The 18,242-nt window shown below is 38.7% G+C and carries 14 protein-coding genes; 1 reads left to right on the forward strand and 13 read right to left on the reverse strand.

What is annotated here, in order from left to right; all coding sequences use genetic code 11:
- Positions 1 to 49: 49 nt before the first annotated feature.
- On the reverse strand, positions 50 to 1,246 hold the full coding sequence (locus AABA75_RS16110; RefSeq protein ID WP_338293733.1) for a polysaccharide biosynthesis C-terminal domain-containing protein: 1,197 nt from the start codon (positions 1,244 to 1,246) through the stop codon (positions 50 to 52).
- A 20-nt stretch (positions 1,247 to 1,266) separates the two neighbouring features.
- Positions 1,267 to 3,228: a nucleoside-diphosphate sugar epimerase/dehydratase gene (locus AABA75_RS16115; protein WP_338293734.1), complete on the reverse strand. Its 1,962-nt coding sequence runs from the start codon at positions 3,226 to 3,228 to the stop codon at positions 1,267 to 1,269.
- A gap of 361 nt (positions 3,229 to 3,589) precedes the next feature.
- Between AABA75_RS16115 and AABA75_RS16120 the strand changes: the two genes are divergently transcribed.
- The gene (locus tag AABA75_RS16120; protein ID WP_338293735.1) at positions 3,590 to 5,731 is read left to right on the forward strand and encodes an O-antigen ligase family protein; all 2,142 of its coding nucleotides are present in this window, start codon (positions 3,590 to 3,592) and stop codon (positions 5,729 to 5,731) included.
- Positions 5,732 to 5,808: 77 nt separating this feature from the next.
- Here the strand turns inward: AABA75_RS16120 and AABA75_RS16125 are convergent, their stop codons facing one another.
- From AABA75_RS16125 to AABA75_RS16175, 11 genes are all read right to left on the reverse strand, one after another.
- Entirely contained in the window at positions 5,809 to 6,966 is a 1,158-nt protein-coding gene (locus AABA75_RS16125; RefSeq protein ID WP_338293737.1) for a DegT/DnrJ/EryC1/StrS family aminotransferase, read from the reverse strand.
- Between the two features lie 146 nt (positions 6,967 to 7,112).
- Positions 7,113 to 7,694 (reverse strand): sugar transferase, encoded by a 582-nt coding sequence (locus tag AABA75_RS16130; protein WP_338293739.1) that lies wholly within the window; start codon positions 7,692 to 7,694, stop codon positions 7,113 to 7,115.
- A 312-nt stretch (positions 7,695 to 8,006) separates the two neighbouring features.
- Positions 8,007 to 8,885, reverse strand: a complete 879-nt coding sequence (locus AABA75_RS16135) for a sulfotransferase family protein (protein ID WP_338293740.1) — start codon at positions 8,883 to 8,885, stop codon at positions 8,007 to 8,009.
- Positions 8,882 to 10,069 (reverse strand): glycosyltransferase family 4 protein, encoded by a 1,188-nt coding sequence (locus AABA75_RS16140; protein ID WP_338293741.1) that lies wholly within the window; start codon positions 10,067 to 10,069, stop codon positions 8,882 to 8,884. Before AABA75_RS16140 ends, AABA75_RS16135 begins: the two co-directional genes overlap by 4 nt.
- The gene (wecB, locus tag AABA75_RS16145) at positions 10,059 to 11,207 is read right to left on the reverse strand and encodes a non-hydrolyzing UDP-N-acetylglucosamine 2-epimerase (RefSeq protein WP_338293743.1); all 1,149 of its coding nucleotides are present in this window, start codon (positions 11,205 to 11,207) and stop codon (positions 10,059 to 10,061) included. Before wecB ends, AABA75_RS16140 begins: the two co-directional genes overlap by 11 nt.
- Positions 11,208 to 11,209: 2 nt before the next feature.
- Positions 11,210 to 12,322 (reverse strand): UDP-2-acetamido-2,6-beta-L-arabino-hexul-4-ose reductase, encoded by a 1,113-nt coding sequence (wbjC, locus tag AABA75_RS16150; protein WP_338293745.1) that lies wholly within the window; start codon positions 12,320 to 12,322, stop codon positions 11,210 to 11,212.
- Entirely contained in the window at positions 12,319 to 13,320 is a 1,002-nt protein-coding gene (locus AABA75_RS16155; protein ID WP_338293746.1) for a polysaccharide biosynthesis protein, read from the reverse strand. The genes wbjC and AABA75_RS16155 overlap by 4 nt, the downstream gene beginning before the upstream one ends.
- 114 nt (positions 13,321 to 13,434) lie before the next feature.
- On the reverse strand, positions 13,435 to 14,667 hold the full coding sequence (locus AABA75_RS16160) for an oligosaccharide repeat unit polymerase (protein ID WP_338293747.1): 1,233 nt from the start codon (positions 14,665 to 14,667) through the stop codon (positions 13,435 to 13,437).
- Between the two features lie 5 nt (positions 14,668 to 14,672).
- Positions 14,673 to 16,097 (reverse strand): lipopolysaccharide biosynthesis protein, encoded by a 1,425-nt coding sequence (locus tag AABA75_RS16165; RefSeq protein WP_338293748.1) that lies wholly within the window; start codon positions 16,095 to 16,097, stop codon positions 14,673 to 14,675.
- Positions 16,094 to 17,179, reverse strand: coding sequence for a glycosyltransferase (locus AABA75_RS16170; RefSeq protein WP_338293749.1), 1,086 nt, complete (start codon positions 17,177 to 17,179; stop codon positions 16,094 to 16,096). Before AABA75_RS16170 ends, AABA75_RS16165 begins: the two co-directional genes overlap by 4 nt.
- A complete protein-coding gene (locus AABA75_RS16175; RefSeq protein ID WP_338293750.1) occupies positions 17,176 to 18,132 on the reverse strand; it encodes a sulfotransferase family protein in 957 nt (318 codons plus the stop codon). The genes AABA75_RS16170 and AABA75_RS16175 overlap by 4 nt, the downstream gene beginning before the upstream one ends.
- Between the last annotated feature and the right edge of the window lie 110 nt (positions 18,133 to 18,242).

Here is an 18,242-nt window from a genome sequence, read left to right on the forward strand (position 1 = left end):
AACCCAAGCGCGAATTATACAGGGATACATTCACAAGGCTACCTATGCTTCAATAATTGTTTTTAGATCTTCGGAGCATAGCAATGACATAAGTTAACAGAATAACTGCGATACCAAACTCACTAATGAGCCTTGCCCAAGCTGCCCCCCGAATACTAAAAGCAGGGATCGCAAATAAATTAATACAAAACAACAATAAAAGCCCCAGTACAGATACCCAAATAAAAATATTTTCTTTGTGATTAGCAATAAGATAAGCAGAGAAAAGTGCGTTAAATGCATTGGGTAATAATGCGATAGTTAAGATTAAAATCGTTTCAAATGCATTGCTATATCCGGGAAACAGATTGGACAGGATAAAATTGCCTAAAAAACACCATGTCATTAGCCCAAGACTAAATACAATGCTCAAAATTAAAGCACTTTTCTTCAGCAAAGATTGACCTGATTGGCTGTCACGCTTTTGGTTAAATCGGTTAAAAAATAAAAAAGTCACAGGCATAAGCATTAAAATCGCAGCTTCAAACACCTGAACTGAGAAAAAATATTCTGCAAGGTGCTGATAGTTGGTATCAAAATATCTAAGTAGCAGAACATCAACTTTCATAAATGATACTGTCACCAGCTCAATGATAAAGAAACCTCTCACTATGGGGTCAGAAAGCGCATTTTTTACAGATGCAAAGGTAACCTCACTGATACCAAAAAACTTACGGCCCCCCATAAGAAAAAAAGTAACGATGCTCGCGACAATCCCTGTCCAAAACACAGAAATCTCCGAGACACTTGTTAAAGTGAGGGCCAAAAAAGCAAACATGGATAACCATAGCCATCGATAGAGCAAGATTACTGAAACATCTCGGGCATACATGCCCCTGCCCCTGTAATGCGTGGCAAGAATTGTAATTATCTGTAGTCCGGTTGCCGCACACAAAGCCAGGGTCAATGTGTTGTCACTAACAATCCAAAATGCCAAAAAAAAGATAGTGAGTGAAAAGCAAATCACCAAGGAAGAACCGATTACCGAAGCTGCCTTAGTTGTATTGTTTTGACTTGTATATTTGAATAGAGCGTCTTTATGACCAAGGTTGATAAGCAGTAATAACAGAGTCGAAGCAGTCCACAAAACACCATATTCAGCGTATGCGACTTTATTCAGAAAAGTGACGAAACCAAATAGCAACAACAGGCTGACAGCAATATTCAGTGCAGTAAGTATCAAATATTGCAGATAGTCCTTTGCCAACTAATATCCCTTTAAAATATTTATAACGATGATTTGGTGCGGGGCAGAACGTGAATGTTATCGTACTTTAACTCGTCGTTTGAATTCTTAATTTTAGAGGAAACTGAATTAAGTATATCGCATATTGGCGTAGAAGGATTAAACCCCGTTGGTGCATCAATGAGCAACTGACGCAATTGTTCTACATCGTTAAGCTCAATTGCATTTTTCAGTTTTTCTAACAACATCGCCAAGTCTGAGTCAGCGAGTTTGATTTCGTTTGCCCTCATGATTCTTGGATGTCGCGTTTTGAATACGTCGCCACCAATGAGTAATTCCTCATACAGCTTCTCGCCTGGCCGCAATCCAGAATAAACAATTTCTATATCGCCATCTGAATATTTATCTGGCTTGAATGTATATCCCATCAACTGAATCATGTTTTTAGCCAAATCGGCAATTTTAACTGGTTTGCCCATATCCAGCACAAACACATCACCGCCTTCCGCCATCGCACCGGCTTGGATTACCAAAGAGGCAGCTTCAGGAATTGTCATGAAATAACGATTAATCTCCGGGTGAGTAACGGTAACCGGACCACCTGCTTCTATTTGCTTTCTAAAGAAAGGAATAACAGATCCTGACGACCCCAATACGTTACCGAAACGCACCATCGAAAATATGGTTTTATTGCTTTTTTCAGCTTTGTTTTGCACTACCAATTCAGCGAGACGTTTTGAGGTGCCCATCACATTGGTTGGCCGCACAGCCTTATCGGTGGATACAAGTACAAAGTGTGAGACCTGATGTTTTAATACGGCCTCTGCAACGATTTTCGTCCCCCAGATATTGTTCCATAGTCCGGCCCCCATATTGAATTCAACAAGAGGGACATGTTTATAAGCGGCAGCATGGTAGACTGTATCTATTTTAAAGGAAGAAAAAATCCGCTCGACCAACTGTTCATCTGTAACTGAACCTAATATGGGCTTAACAGCAACTTCAGGTGCGATGGAGCATAGTTCCTTTTCTATCGCGTACAAATTATATTCCGAGATTTCAAAAATGATCAGTTCTTTAGGACTAATCTCGACAATTTTCCGACAAATTTCAGAGCCAATCGATCCCCCGGCTCCAGTCACTAAAACGGTTTTGCCCGATAAACATTTTGATAATAAGTCTTCAAAAGGCCTAACTTCATCTCTTCCGAGAAGTTCCTCAATTTGTACAGACCTGAGCTGAGAAACGCTAACTTTTCCACTCACTAGATCAGCAGTTCCGGGAATAGTCAGCATATCTACATTCATTTTTTTAACACTGTTGAAGATTTCCCTCTTTTTGTCTTTGGAAATACTTGGGATTGCAAACAGGACCGTATGAACTTTATAAACGTCTATAAGAAATTGTAGTCTGGAGGGATGATAAACTTCTACGTTTGCTATGGAGGTGCTTTGTAGCGATACTTCATCGTCCACAAAAGCGACTGGTTCATATTCATTGCCGTTTTGTAGGGATAGGCACAACTGTCGACCAGAGGCGCCTGCGCCATAAATAATAACAGGTTGTTTTTCTTTATTCTTCCTTGTGTTTATGAGGCCTCTAATTGTAAGTCTGGAACCTGCCACAAATACCAAAATCAATGCAGAATAAATAAAAGGGACAGACCTTGGCAGTGATGCACCGGCCATGAACAGAAAAAAACACAACATTGCAGTTGATAACACACATCCCCAAAAGATATTTATTAAAACTTTAACATCCAGATATCTAATCACCGCCCTGTAAAGCCCAAGCTTTACCCATATGGCAACAGAAATAGCAGACGTCGCCACCAGCACCAATATCAAATTTTGTGTTAACCATTGACTGGTTTCACCTGCTACCCTAATCCACAACGAAGACCAAAAGGCGATTCCAACAAAAATAAAATCTACAGCAACTGTAACAAGGCGTTTGAATGCTCGAGGCATCTCAAGAAAGAAATCAAGCCATTGGACAAACACAGAAAACTCCTAATTTCAGAGGATAACTAAACCATGGTTTAAAAAGACAATATCTATTGTAACAAACTTTTATCATTGGCTCTCTATCATCATCATGCTTTAATAGCATAACTGACTAATATTTGAAGCACTCCCTACTGTAATTTAAATAAGAACCTCCAGCACCAGTCGAACGATACTAAGGACTTTTTCGATTGGATGACCTGATTTCAAAGATGCTGGAGATAAATATTATTGGCCTCAGTCCAGCTCTATAGCTAAATTAGAGGACATCAGTATACAATAAAACCAGCAGAACACACCAAAAGTCATTGAATGTTTCAAGCTAATTCCGTAACCCACCCCAAGTAATTTTGTAGATATGAATAATTCTCATTATTTTAAAGACAACAATGATATTCAAGTTAAACATGTCGGCAGTTTTACGCTATTGTTTTTCCTCTCAGTTCTCCGCCCAGCAGCATTATGGCCTGAAATCCACATCCCAATGGTACCCATTACGTTGCTGGTATTAGCCTTTTTATTACTCTTTAAAATCCATCTTACGTTAGGCTTTAAAACGTTTTGTCTTAAATATAGAACACCACTTATACTTATCATCATTTACCAAACCCTATGCCTTATATCACTGGTTGTTAACCGCGATAGATATGCAGATACAACGGACTTTATACACTGGGGATTGATACTTGTTGTGGTTCAAGGTGCACTACCTACTGCGGTATTTCTGTTTCTTTTACCACAGAATCGGTCCGGACTCTCATTCACTCGCTGGAGATATAATTGGATTTTACCCCTAGTAATTGCAGCACTGATACCTGCAGTAGCAATTTGGCAAAAGATAGATAACCAAAGTGCTTTCCAGTTTTATCAATATTTTATTGCAGGAAATGTTGGATATTCAAATAACGTTAGAAGCATCTTGGCTATTAGCACAGATTTAGGCTCCGTTGTTGCAGTAGTTTGGTTTGTACTCTCCCTGCTTGCTATTTCTTTTTTCCAAAAAGAAAAAAAAAGAATAGCTTTTTTATTAATATTTATATCACTCTTAAACATCATCGCAGGAATCAATAGTGGAGCAAGAAACTTTTTATTGATGAGTGTTATTGGAATACTATTATGGGCATTTTACTTTCTGAGACACAATCGAGCATCGCTTGTTTTCGCATTAGTAATTCTTTTTCTTGCCGGCATTGCTGCTACGCAGTGGATGCCCACAAGCGTAGCTTATAAGCTATCCAATTTAGCGCCTTTAATTCTGCCGCTTAACTTAGGGACACAACTTATTCCCAGTGATTTTCTACCAAATGTATCTATTGATGTATTTGGATATGATCGACTCACGCTTTGGCAGAATGCTCTAAACCAAATTAGACAAAATCCTTTAATAGGCATCAGCAACGGTGGCTTTAGACTATTGATGGAATCAAATGGTGGCTCGCGCGTAAACAATGTCCATAATGCATTACTGCAAAGCGCAATAGACGCAGGGGTATTAGGCACCATTATTTTTATATCAATAGTTTTAGACATTTTAAAACGCACTTATAAGCAGCCCGTTGGTATAATTATCTTGATTTGTGCATCAGGCTTGTTAGTTGATAACTTTATCGAACATAGTTTGCCATGGATAATACTGGTCGCATTCTCAATAGCAACAATAAATCATCAAAAAAACATACGAGATGAGATAAAGCCAAGTTTAATCAAAAGGTCACTTGCCATCCCGGCTATTTTATGTTTTGTCGCATTGATGACGGCTATTCTGGTAAAATATCATTCTAGTAGGGCAAAACTTATCGCAGCACCGACAGAGAAATTGATAGAAATAATATATCCAATATTTTCAGACTCACACTGGAGTAACTCCCCAACAATCGTCTCAAAAAATTTCATTAATTATTCCAAATTTGAAGCGCAAAAAGGTCTTGGAACCTTGTTTCCTATTATGCATTATCCAATTCCATGTCACTACAGCTATCCACATTCTTACTTTCTCGGAATGATAAATGAAATTTCAAAAAACAATTCAGGTCACAAAATAGGCAGCAATTGGGGAATATTTAAAACCAGTGAGTTACCTTGCGATTTGACTGATGAAACTAGTATGGAGCCTCAAGATTGGATCAGTAATAACAATAGATACTTTCAGCGTGCTGGGTTAATGAAGGACAATACTGAACTGAGAGTTATGTATGGTACACCTTCGGTTTTTTCCCCCATTTTTAAAGCCCGAAGTTATGAAAAAATTACTTTCAATGCTAGGGGAGTTAAAGTCAGAAATGTAGCTCCAGAGCTGATAATAGAGTTAATAGATGGAGACTCAGGTGAAGTTGCATATAAAAAATTTACTAAAGTCCCCAGAGTAGAAACTAAAATTATTATACCGACTACATCAGTTGCCAATCGTGCGTATGTAAAGTTAAAGCTCAACAACTATCAATATGATAGGGCTACAAAAGAATACCACCAGATCATAATTAAAAACATTAAATTTGAATAAGCAACTAAACGCAAATTTGCTCCTTACTACCAACTTACCTCAGCCAGCATCAATAGCTCATGGGGAATAAGTGGGGCTTATAATACCTCTAATGAATTCTTAAGGCTTGATATGACGTACTCAGCCTGACTAACTGTCATCTCAGGATAAATAGGGAGACTTAAGCAGCTTTTCCAGATTGCTTCAGTATTTGGGAATCGTTCAGGCTGCAATCCATAAGTGTTTTTATAGTAGGACAAACGATGAATAGGTTTGTAATGTACAGAAACCCCCACATTGCGCTTTGCTAGTTCTTCAATAAGCAAGTTTCTATCATGCCCTGCTTCAATTAAGATTGGAAAAAGGTGCCAAGCATGTTGATGATGGGGAACTCTGGATTTAAACATTTTTACGCTCGGCTCAGTCTGCAATGCGCCAATATAGTATTCAGCAATGTCCTGACGTTGTTGTCTGAATATTTCTGCTTTTTTGAACTGCGCTAATCCAATGGCTGCATTAACATCGGGCATATTGTATTTATAACCCGGCGCTACAACGTCGTATTCCCAAGATGCTCCTTTTTTTGTAAACCGATCCCACACATCACGATCAATGCCATGCAGTCTCATCACCTTTATTCGTTTTGCCAGCGAAGAATCATTAGTGACTACCATTCCACCTTCGCCGGTTGTAATTGTTTTATTTGCATAGAAAGAAAAACAGGTTACGTCGCCAACACTACCTACAGGTCCGTACTGATCAAAAGCTGGAAAAGCATGAGCGGCATCCACCAACACTTTAATTTCCTGCTTAGTACAGTAATCGCATATACCATCCAGCCCTGTCATCTCTGCAGACTGCCCAGCATAATGCACAACAATCACTGCATCAATTTTACCGTGTTCTGCGACTGCCTTAGCAATTAACTCTTTTGTGATTAGACCTGTCTCTTTGTCAACATCCACGATAACAGGCTCTGCATCTAAATAGCGAACTACCTCAGCTGAGGCGGTAAATGTAAGAGAAGGGACTATAACCTTCGAATCTTTTTTGACCCCCAAAGCCTCCAGAGATAGGTGTAAACCAGCAGTGCATGAATTAACTGCTAATGCATGTTCAACCTTACAAAACTCTCGAAATTTCGCTTCGAATTCCGTAGTCTTTGAAGCAGTTGTTAACCAACCACTTTTTAACACTTCATTGACCAATTGGATTTCTTCATCAACCGAACTCAACTTAAAAAAAGGTACTTTCAAGATTTCTCCTCAAGAAATATTAGGATTAATGTCGTCATTTTGATGACACTAACATGGAAATGTCTTTTGATCGTGTTCCCCGTACAACTCATCGTAAACAAAAATATATTAGCAGTACTTAACCACGAAACGCCGCCGAGTTTTCCTCATTTAACTATTACTGAGTAAAAGGTACGAAGAATTATTTTCGTATCAACAAGCAAGCTTTTATGTTTTATGTAATTTAGGTACATTCCAAGCTTCCTCGGTAATATATCATCCTTATAGGTAGCTTCGGGGTCAGAGCTTGAATTTAAAATCTCTTCCTCGTTCCTAAATTCAATTGAGGCTGGGTCTGTTATGCCTGGTTTCATTTGATGTACTTTCTTCCATTCACTAGGATACACACCAACCCACTTCTCAACTTCCGGTCGAGGCCCTACGAAATTCATGCTTCCATTCAGAACATTAATTATTTGCGGTAATTCATCTAGCTTTGTTTTTCTTAATACCTTTCCCACTTTTGTAACTCTTGTAACACAACCAGCATCAAAAGAACCTTTTTCAGCTCCCGCTACATTGGTCATTGTTCTAAACTTGTATATATCAAACGCCTTTCCTTGAAAACCAATCCGTCGCTGCTTAAAAAAAACCGGGAAGCCATCAGTTAGAATTATGGCAATTGGAACAATCAATAAAACAGGCATTAAAACCATTAAAATAGCGAAAGCTATCATTTTCTGGATCATAGGAGACTCGCACCGTTTGATAATCTTTCTAATCTGTCCCGCATCTTCTCTCCCGTCACCCTGCCTAACTTAAACTTCAAAAACGAAAAGCTCTTAAAATTTTACAAAAGTGGGGCTTATGTTCCTAATTGAAATTGCATATATTAGAGATGCTCATGAATCTTTATGAGTGTCTACGATATTTACACAAGGAACACAAACCTTAATCTTATACCCACTGCTTAGAAAGGCTTATTCTTCATCATAATTACCATAATTTTATCAATTATGTTGTTCGCTTAGAAATTCAAGAAGTAAAGCTCCGTTAAACCACTACTTACTTTGAGACAACTTTCCTTGTTTCATCAGTTTTTCTATGGTTCCCGCAACCTCTCCGTTCACTTCTTCCAGTTGCCCTTTGGTTAAAGAGCGTCGCCACTTGTCTTTGTTTGTAGGCTGCACGGTAATTTTAAACCTTTCCAGCACCTGCTCAGCGTCTTCAAGCCCAATGAAATCAACCAATTCCCTGATGACTGATTCATCTTCCATCATTTTGTCGTAATTGATATCGAACACTTGTGATTTAGGAACAACTTTTAACTGCTCTTCTGCAATCTCAATACACTTACGCCATTGCCTTGCACAAACCAACTCAACTGTTAGAGCCCTTGCGTCTTCATCTATACCGTTATATCTTGGCCCCCATGTCATTTGCCCCCGTTTTAAGAAGATCCCCTTGAGCATATTGACTATGTACCAAATAGCGTACCGGTAATTTTTCAACGGGAAATATCTGAGCTTTTTAAGCAAATACCCGCGTTCAGGTGAGCTTTTCCACTGTCTTATAGATGACTCAGTAACCGCCCTGCCATCTCGAACTAAGTGAATAAACTTTGCTTCAGGGTAGATTTCGTATAAAAAAGCGGGGCGTAAAGAATTTGGCACCGACTTTTCCAATAAAAATAGCGGTTTCTTAGTGCTGGCTGAGTCTACCAATTTAGGCAGTTCATTGCGAATGTATTTTTTAATACTAGCATTTACATGAGAAGGCAATAATTCATCATGAGGGACACTCTCATTTCCATATCGCCATACGTATCCAACATCGTATGGTACAGAAACAACATACCTCGACGCTGATAAAACGCTCCTTAGAAATTTAGTACCGGAACGTCCGGCACCAATCAAAAAAACAGGCGTTAAACCACTCACTTCACTACCTTTTTAAACTTGCTTAATATTGCACGCTTCCCAAAATCGTGTTCTGCTTGTGTCTTGATCGCCATCCGCATGGCCGGGTCTTTGGTAAAGCTCGTCAAAAACGCGTTGAATTTTTCGTATGCCTGTTGTTGACATGTATTTGATACGGCGACCCCGAGTTCGTTTTGCTCAAGATAATTTACTAATTCTGAATCTTGTTCAACCAGCGCCAAAACGGCTAGACCAGTTGATAAATACATCATTGTTTTAGACGGGTAAGCGACGCGGATTATACCTTCGCTTAGTGGTACGATTCCGATATCACAACGGGCCATAGTAAGTAAGGCTTCTTCCAATGGTACCTGACCATAAAATTTCACATTGGTCTGTGAGTTACCTTGTATGTCAGCCTCTAATTGGCTTTTTAAAACTCCGTCGCCAAGAATGTGAAACTCAACAATTTCACTGTTTCGATATTTTTTTATTAATTCGAACAGAAAAGGCAAATTTTGCAACCGACCAAGAGAACCTGCAAAAACCAACCGAATGATATTATCGGTTGTCTCTGTCTGCAAGCCAAACCCTTGCTCTAGTTGTTTAAAAATAAAATTATTAATCAAATGAATGTTGTTGGGGCTGGCCCCTCTTTGTACTAAAGTTCGCTTCATATCTTCAGACAAAGTTATCACCTCTTTCGCATCGCAAACATTGGCCTTATCAATACTGCTAAGCCACTTGAACAAGACTGGAACCTTAGCCAGCAAACTTTTTTTTGAGGCTTCTGGGTGAATATCCTGACAATGGTAAATATAATCGTATCCCCTAATTTTGCTCATAAACCTGACTACAAATGCAGTTAGAATGGGTGGTGTGGTAGCCACCATCACGACATCAGCTCGAGTTCGGCTCAACACCCAGCAAAGCCAGATGCAATATCGCAGCATAATGAAGACTTTACCCGCCACGTTCATTCCCTTTTCAGAGCGCATTTTTAGGGTTTTTAGTGAGTACCCATGTTCAACCGCCCACTTTTTCCTCGCTTCAAGTTCAGAACAATGATGCACTGATGACGCTATGGATACTTGCTCAAAATTATCAGCAACTTGCTCGACAATGTCTTTCAACATGACAGCATAAGGATAATTTTGAGGCCAGAAATAGCGGTGGATTACAAGTAAGTTGCCTTTACCAGTCATATCTTGAAAATTCTTCTACATTACGCCAGCGGTTTGTGAGTTTTGCCATTCCCATTATAATCTTTAAAACTCTTAGCGATGTGTTGTTTACTTGATATTCTGCAGGAATTTCTCGTTTGGAATATAAGCTACCTTCTTGCGTTACAAGGTTGATAGCATTACAAAGTACTTCGGGGTTCAACCCAGTCAGAACAATTGAACCCGAATCCAACGCTTCGGGGCGCTCAATAGACTGCCTAAGAGTCACTGCTGGAAAATCAAGCATGGCGGATTCCTCACTAATGGTCCCACTGTCAGAAATGGCACAAAATGCTTCTTGCTGCAACTTGTTGTAGTCAAAGAAGCCAAAAGGCTTAAGAAACCTGATATCTCGTGCACCAAAATCAAGTTCGAGCTTTTCAAGACGGTTTTTGGTTCTGGGATGCGTGGAAACCACTACCGGCATTTGATAATGGTCGTGAACCGCATTAAGGCACTGGACAACTCTGGTCAAGTTTTGAGGACTATCCACATTTTCTTCGCGATGAACACTAACAATGAAATAGCCCTGATTGTTGAGTTCCAAGTGTGAAAGAATATTGCTAGCTTTAATTTGCTCCATTTTAGCAGTCAGTACTTCAAGCATTGGTGACCCTGTCACATAAATATGGCGATGGGGTAATCCCTCAGCTATCAAGTGACGACGAGCATTTTCCGTGTAAACCAGATTGAAATCAGCTAAATGATCTACCAATTTTCGATTTATTTCTTCCGGTACATTTGCGTCAAAACTGCGATTACCCGCTTCCATATGAAATGTTGGTATTTTCATTCGTTTTGCCATCATCACCGAAATGGCACTATTGGTGTCACCTAGAACTAATACTGCATCAGGCTTCTCTTTGAGGATGACTTCTTCAGTTTTAATCAGTATTTCACCGAGTACTTTGCCCAAAGACGAGGTATCAACGTTAAGAAAATAGTCAGGCTCCTTTACACCTAACTCATCAAAAAAAACCTGATTTAACTCATAATCGTAATTTTGTCCGGTGTGGACCAATACGTGATCTGTAAACTGCTCCAGTTTTTCCATGACTGCAGCGAGGCGTATTATCTCCGGACGGGTGCCCAGAATCGTCATAACTTTTAATTTTCTCATTTTTATACTTTATAACTTACTGTATCAGGTGCATCAGGATTAAAATTCTCGTTAGCCCACAGCATTACAATCAACTCTTCTTCGCCGACATTGGTAATGTCATGAGACCATCCCGGCACTGTTTCAACGACTTCAGCATTTTCACCATCTATAAAGATCTCAATGTACTCTCCAGAGGTAATGTGTCGGAAACCGAACTTTGCTTCTCCCTTGATAACCAAAAATTTTTCTGTTTTAACATGGTGATAATGACCACCACGGGTAACACCGGGAAGAGCGGTGAAATAGGAAAACTGTCCGGAATCTTTAGTCTTCAACATCTCGACGAACACCCCCCTCGGATCTGCGTGTTTCTTCAAACTGTAACTAAATGAGGACGGGGAAATGTAACTGACATAAGTTGCATACAGTACTCTTAGAAAACTCTCTCCCACCTGAGGAATGATTAGGGTTTCTCTTGCCTGTTTGAAGCTCTTTATTGTCTCCGCCAATTCTCCTAAAGAGGTTTCATACACCGGCTCCACATTGACATAAAGCTGATTCTGAGGCTGATTTGACAGCACTGACAAAAAGGAGGTGATAACTGCACCGATATGCACTAGATTTAACTTGGTTGCCGGATTGTGTATTTCGATCGGTATATCATGGCTAATGTTATGGCAAAATGTAGCGACTACTGAGTTGTAATTAGGTTTGCTCCATTTACCAAAAACATTGGGCAGCCTGTATATGTAAATCGGATTGCCACTTTCCATATACAAGTTTAGCAAATGAGTTTCAGCTTTTAACTTACTCAAACCGTAAGGATTATTTCTCTCCACTTGTGTTGATGAGCTAAACACAATGGGGATGGTTTTTCCGCAGGCTTGCACTGCTTTACAAAGTATTTCAGTGAGATCTGAGTTCCCGACATAAAACTCAGTGTCATCTTTGGGTCTGTTAACGCCCGCTAGATGAAAAATAAAATCGGCATTTTGAACTAACATTGGCAGTTCTTTCAATGAGTCGCCTCGGCAAAAGCGCTGTAGGTTGACTGTGCCCATTTTTTCTAGAGAAACGCATAGGTTTTTACCGATAAAGCCGTCAGCCCCAGTGATCAATACATTCTTATTCATAAATGAAGTTCCTCGCGTACCTCAGTAAGTGTAAGCAGCAACTTTTTGACCTGTTCAACATTTAATCTTTGCGTATTATGAGAATGGTAGTCTTCCTGTATCGCGTTGTTGCTATTACCATCTGATACATATTTCTCATAGTTTAGATCTCTTGAGTCCATTGAAACACGAATGAACCCCCCCAAATCTTCGGAACGAACAAGCTCCTCAGCAGAGGCAAGTGTTTCATAGAGCTTCTCACCATGGCGTGTACCAATCACGTTCACTTCAACATCAGACGCAAATAACTCTTTGAGCGCGATGGCCAGATCTTCAACCGTGCAAGCCGGCGCCTTCTTAACAAAAATATCCCCCTGTTTTGCATGTTCAAAGGCATATTGCACCAGCTGCACCGATTCACTTAATGCCATTAGGAACCGGGTCATGTCGGGATTAGTCAGAGTCAAAGGCTGATTATTTTTAATTTGTTCAATAAAACGAGGGATGACCGAACCTCTTGAATACATTACGTTTCCATAGCGCACACACGATATTTGAGTGCCTGGATTTTGTCTCGCATAAGATTGTGCGATCTTTTCCATCACAGCTTTAGTCATTCCCATTGCATTGACCGGCATAACCGCTTTGTCTGTGCTCAGGCAGACAACTTTTTTTACTCCCTGTGCAATAGCAGCTTTAAGGACATTGTCACTACCGATAACGTTGGTTGCCACAGCCTGCATGGGAAAAAACTCGCAAGAAGGAACCTGCTTTAATGCAGCTGCATGAAAAACATAATCAATATCATTAAGAGCATGGTATATGGAATCATAATCGCGGATATCGCCAATGTAGAACTTAATACGCGAATCATTCATATATTTTGTACGCATTAAATCTTGTTTAGCTTCATCTCTGCTAAATACCCTAATTTCCTTTACATCTTTGTTTGATAACAAATATTCGGTAACAGTCTTTCCAAATGAGCCTGTCCCTCCCGTAATTAAGTAACAACTCATAAAAATATCTCTATTTTGGGTCCATTTTCAGTGACGGTTTCTGTTTAGTTAGGAAAACCTAACTTTCGTTCTAATCTTAACAATTATGGAAGTAGCGTTAATTGAATCAGTTCGCTACCCTGAATTCGTTGGGCGAATATAATAGCGACCAAATACCCATATAGGAATAAAAAGCTTCAGAAAAAATATAAGTCCACCCTGTAGGTCAACACCAAAAAGGGAAAATAACGAAATTAAATAAACGGTATATAAAACGGCAACCAATGGGTTATTGTTTGACTTTTTCAAACTATTCCACATCACCCTTGAAAAAGCACCTGTGAGGAACATCCCTATCGTAATCCCAATCCAAGAGAAGTTAATGAATAACTCGCCAATAAAGCCTGGAGGTGTTCCAGACATACTATCTTCCTTTCCATATATTTCTCTGGTTACAAACAGCCTGCTCTCCATTGCAGGCTTGTCCTCCCATAATACCCTAGGTATTGGCATTACTAAGATGTTTGCAAAGGTTTCACCATACAAATACAACTCTTTTTCAGAAACTTTTCCAACAATCAACGCTAGCTTATCTATAGCAAGTAAATATGGCTTTGTCATGACATGATTGTATGTGGTTTGATATACGCTCACGTTTGCCGTATCTTCACCGCGACTAGACTCTCGTAGTAAGCCCAATCCACCTATTACGAAAACGGAGGTTACTACAAACATCTTTACCGGAAATTTTTTTTCACTCACCAAGCTTCTAACAATTAGAGCTGCAACTATATAGAGCAAAACTGATAACCTAGCATTCAAAACAACTGCTCCGGACAGCGCCAGTAAAAACATAAGCCAATGTACTACGCCGACGCCTTTACCGCCTCTCTGGGCAAATTTCAGAAGGAAGGCAACTAATAATATATCCGCCCCCCACCCTAGAAAAGCATATGATGTTCTTATTCCATCTTCTGTTACAAAAAACCTTGCCCCTAAAGCACCGGCGCTCTGCATATAGACAGCTATTAACAACGTGGCGGATATAATTGTAAATTTATGAATAAAGCGCGAACGCTTTAAGAAAGATTTTCTAACCGTGTTGAGAGAAATAAATGACACCCGTGGGACCAAGTATCCAATTGCAAAAAATGCAACCGCATTTAACAATGCCCCTACACCATATAAGTAGTAGTCTGGCGGAGATTCGAAATAGTAAAATGACCTAAAAAAACAACCTAGTATGACTAGGCAAAGTAACAAAAATGGGGGAGAAAATATCTGAATAGTATTCTGTCTATGTGCAATAAAAAACAAAACACTCATTGCCAACAGACATGAAACCAGACCTAGAATTGCTTCAAACAAACCAACTACTCAACTAATACTGTTTTCTTGTGAGCGTTTATAAGATTAAGGTAATTGATGATGTCTCTTTTAGCGATGGAGACTGTTAACCCTAAATAAAACACTAAAAAAACTAGACTCAAAACTACCGGATTTAGACTATCTCCTACTAATTTGAATAGACAATATGAAAATGCAAGTAATACCGTGTAGTATATCTGAGTAATCCCGATATAACCTGAAGAAAAAAAAGTCTTAAATTCCACATACTTGACAATATTTAAAACAATTAACCCTAAAGAGTTTGCCACCGCCGCACCAATAATACCGTACCATGGAACGAGTCCCGCAATCAATAATATCATCAACGTAAATGAGATTGTATTATTCAAAACTTCAATACGTCTCTTTTCAGAGTAAATCAAGTACTTTCCTACATTTCCAGTAAGTACATTGAAAAACCTGCCTAAAAAAAGTATTTCGAGTACCAAGCCATATCTTTCGTCTACATCCCAGAATAATAGCAAATCCGCACTAAAAACAATTACCAAGAAAACCAGTGGCACAGAGATAAAAGAAAGCATTTTACTGGTTAAAGACATAATCTCTATCGATACTGAATGCTCACCATTAACTATCAGCTTTGCCAGGGCAGGACTATTGTGACTAGACACTAGCGTTAAAAAAACATTCATGAGCACGGCTATGCGAGAACAAATAAAATATATTCCCAAATCCTCCGCCCCCAAAAAAAACGCTAACAATATTACATCACCTAAAGCAATTACATTTAAAATCAGATCATTTACATAAAATGCCACACTCTTTTTAAATGCTGCAACAAAACGACCTGGCCCCATAAAAGCTTCTTTTAGTACGGAGGAATACCGGTAGGAAAAAGTAAGGCTTAGAAAGAGAAAAATTAGCCCCCAACCAAGATAGAAATATTCTTTCAAACTTGGTACTAAAAAAAACAACATAATTAAGAAAAACGTCGCTAAATGCCTACCATAGTCTCTAAAATACCCAAGTGATAGAAAATCTCTATTGGCTATCGCAACCCCACTTAAAAAATTTGAAAGCACCAAGACTAGAACTGACAAAGATATACTTAAGAAGTTTTCCAGAAGAAATTGAAAGGCCCCTAAACTTAGATCACCTTGCTTCTGGAAAGCAGCCAAAATGACACACATCGAAGTACAGACAAAAACTGCAGCTCTCAGCAGCGCTGATATATTTTTTGAACTACTGCTATTGTTTACATAATGAAGGGTGGCAAAGTCTCTCAAACCAAACTGAAAAACAACTGCTAGCATCATAATTGTGCTAAGAAATACACCATATTGACCAACAGCCTCAATTCCCATGCTTCTTTCAATAATGATGGTATTGATAACCTGAAGCCCTGAAGCTATCAAAAAAGAGGCTAATATAACAACTAACTGCTTCACAAATTATCGTACTCAGTGATGAGTTTATCTGTACAAATGGCCTCAAGGTAATGCTCTTTAATATAACTGGCATTGGCCTGAATCATATCTTCCTTTTTTGAATCGGACACCAGAACTTCCAGCATTGCCTTTACTATGTTTTCTTTGTTTTCTAAACCCTTTTCTATCCAAACTATGTTATCAGAAGGAAAAGCATCCACATAAGAATCTTGACGATTTAAGATCATGACATTCCTACATAAACATCCTTCAAGGACGGAGTTTGCCAGCAAGTCATTCTCGCCAACACTTATAAAAACATCCGATGCACACTGCGCTGATAAATATTCATCATATCCAAGCCCATCAATAAATATCACTTTATCCATCAAACCTAATTCATCAAGTTCCATTTTTACCTTATCTAACAGTAATTTTTCTCTTGAGGTTGTCTCAGGGAATAAAAATAGCATCCTAACGTCTTTTTCTTTAAGTTCTGAAAAGGCCTGAGCGATCACATCTACCCTCCAGAATTGCATAAAACGCCGACAATGGAAGTAAACCCTAGTTTCACTTCCAATGCAGAGCTTCTCTCTAAAGCTTCTTCTTCTTTCATCATAATCAACAATTGGATTTATTCCATAAGGTACGACTGCATATTTACAGTTTTGTAATCCTTTAAATGGTTTTAAATATTCAAAAACAGATTTGGTTGAACATGAAAGCGTATGCGCTCGCTTTAGAGTGAAGTTAATCATTTTTTTAATTAACCGATTACGCAACGCGTGATCATACACATCGGGACCGTATATAGAAATTATAAACTTTCGGCGTAAAAACAAACTAAACAATGCATAAGAGGAAGCACCATGAAAATCGACGGCTTTATAGCTCAAAGCTTTTAGTAGCCAAACTACTTTCGGAATTGCAAACAAATAACCGACTAACCCCTTAGCCATAGGCTTGATATATAGGTTATCATCATGCTCCTTCGTATGTTTCTGTAAAGATATAAAAAAAACCCTATGACCTTTGTATCTCAAAGAGTCAACACGACGATTTACTAAGCTATAATCTCCCCGGCCTAAAATCGCAATATTCATTTAACGGACCCTCGAGCCTTCCAATCAAATTGATAGTTGAAATTACAGTACTCAATATCTTTAGAATAAAATTTGAGCAGCAACTCTTCGGTATCGTTGAAATCTGTTGAGTTTACTTCTCCGTCATAATCAACTTCGTTAACCCTATGATATAATTTTGCGAAGGTATTTCGAGTAGGACCGAGTAGTTTTTTAAATGGAGTTTTCATAAGTAGTATATAAGCACGCCTAGCATACATGTATAACATGTGAAGTAATCGCGATCTTACTTTCACTGTTTTGTTGGAAACGTTAAATTGGAATCCTTCATAAAATTCAGGAGTTATACCAATGAACCGACACAAATCATTCATTGTTTCCTGAGGTTTACTTTTTAATTGGTCAAAGCTATAAATTTTTAGGTTCCTTCCAAAGGCTTCGGTATATAAAGATAGAAATTTCGAGTACTCGCCGGATTCCTTAGCAAAAAAACACGCATCTGTATCTGTAAAAGTTGTTGATATTGGCCTGTTCAATTGAAGATATTCTTTTAAAGTAATAGTACTTCTCAAAGTTCCTTGTTGGATCGCAAATCTATGCCAAGAAATAAATCTGTCGACAGGATGCCTTAACACCCCAATAATGAAGACATTTCTGAAATACTTACTTATGGATTTTATTCGTTTGATTGTATCTGGAAAGTGTAAATAGTCTGGTGTCGACTCGACAAGAACTCTAACATTACTCGTTCGTTCAGGAAACAAACTTAAAAAATCATCTACATTTTCTGAATAAGCTTTTGGAACTTTACTTTTGTTCATTTTATAAAACTCAGGCGACATAAAATAAAATGTCTGTTTCATTACAGAACCAAGCGCCTGCTCGTGGGCTGACAAATAGTCAAAAAGACTAGATGTTCCCGACTTTTGTGCTCCAACAATTAAGACAAGATCTAATGCCTGCGCGTTTTCCATTCAATATATTCCTTTCATCTGATACTTTATAAACTCGTTCATTCAAATATAAGTTTTGCAAACATCCATAAAATGTAGACTTGCATAGATTTCCTGATTATCCACTTTAC

The sequence above is a fragment of the Planctobacterium marinum genome (assembly GCF_036322805.1).
GTDB lineage: Bacteria > Pseudomonadota > Gammaproteobacteria > Enterobacterales > Alteromonadaceae > Planctobacterium > Planctobacterium marinum_A.

Coding starts and splice junctions, on each gene's coding strand:
- AABA75_RS16120 (WP_338293735.1), top strand. CDS start 3,590: ATGAATAATTCTCATTATTTTAAAGACAACAATGATATTCAAGTTAAA.
- AABA75_RS16130 (WP_338293739.1), bottom strand. CDS start 7,694: ATGATCCAGAAAATGATAGCTTTCGCTATTTTAATGGTTTTAATGCCT.
- AABA75_RS16140 (WP_338293741.1), bottom strand. CDS start 10,069: ATGACTGGTAAAGGCAACTTACTTGTAATCCACCGCTATTTCTGGCCT.
- wecB (WP_338293743.1), bottom strand. CDS start 11,207: ATGAGAAAATTAAAAGTTATGACGATTCTGGGCACCCGTCCGGAGATA.
- wbjC (WP_338293745.1), bottom strand. CDS start 12,322: ATGAATAAGAATGTATTGATCACTGGGGCTGACGGCTTTATCGGTAAA.
- AABA75_RS16155 (WP_338293746.1), bottom strand. CDS start 13,320: ATGAGTTGTTACTTAATTACGGGAGGGACAGGCTCATTTGGAAAGACT.
- AABA75_RS16170 (WP_338293749.1), bottom strand. CDS start 17,179: ATGAATATTGCGATTTTAGGCCGGGGAGATTATAGCTTAGTAAATCGT.
- AABA75_RS16175 (WP_338293750.1), bottom strand. CDS start 18,132: ATGGAAAACGCGCAGGCATTAGATCTTGTCTTAATTGTTGGAGCACAA.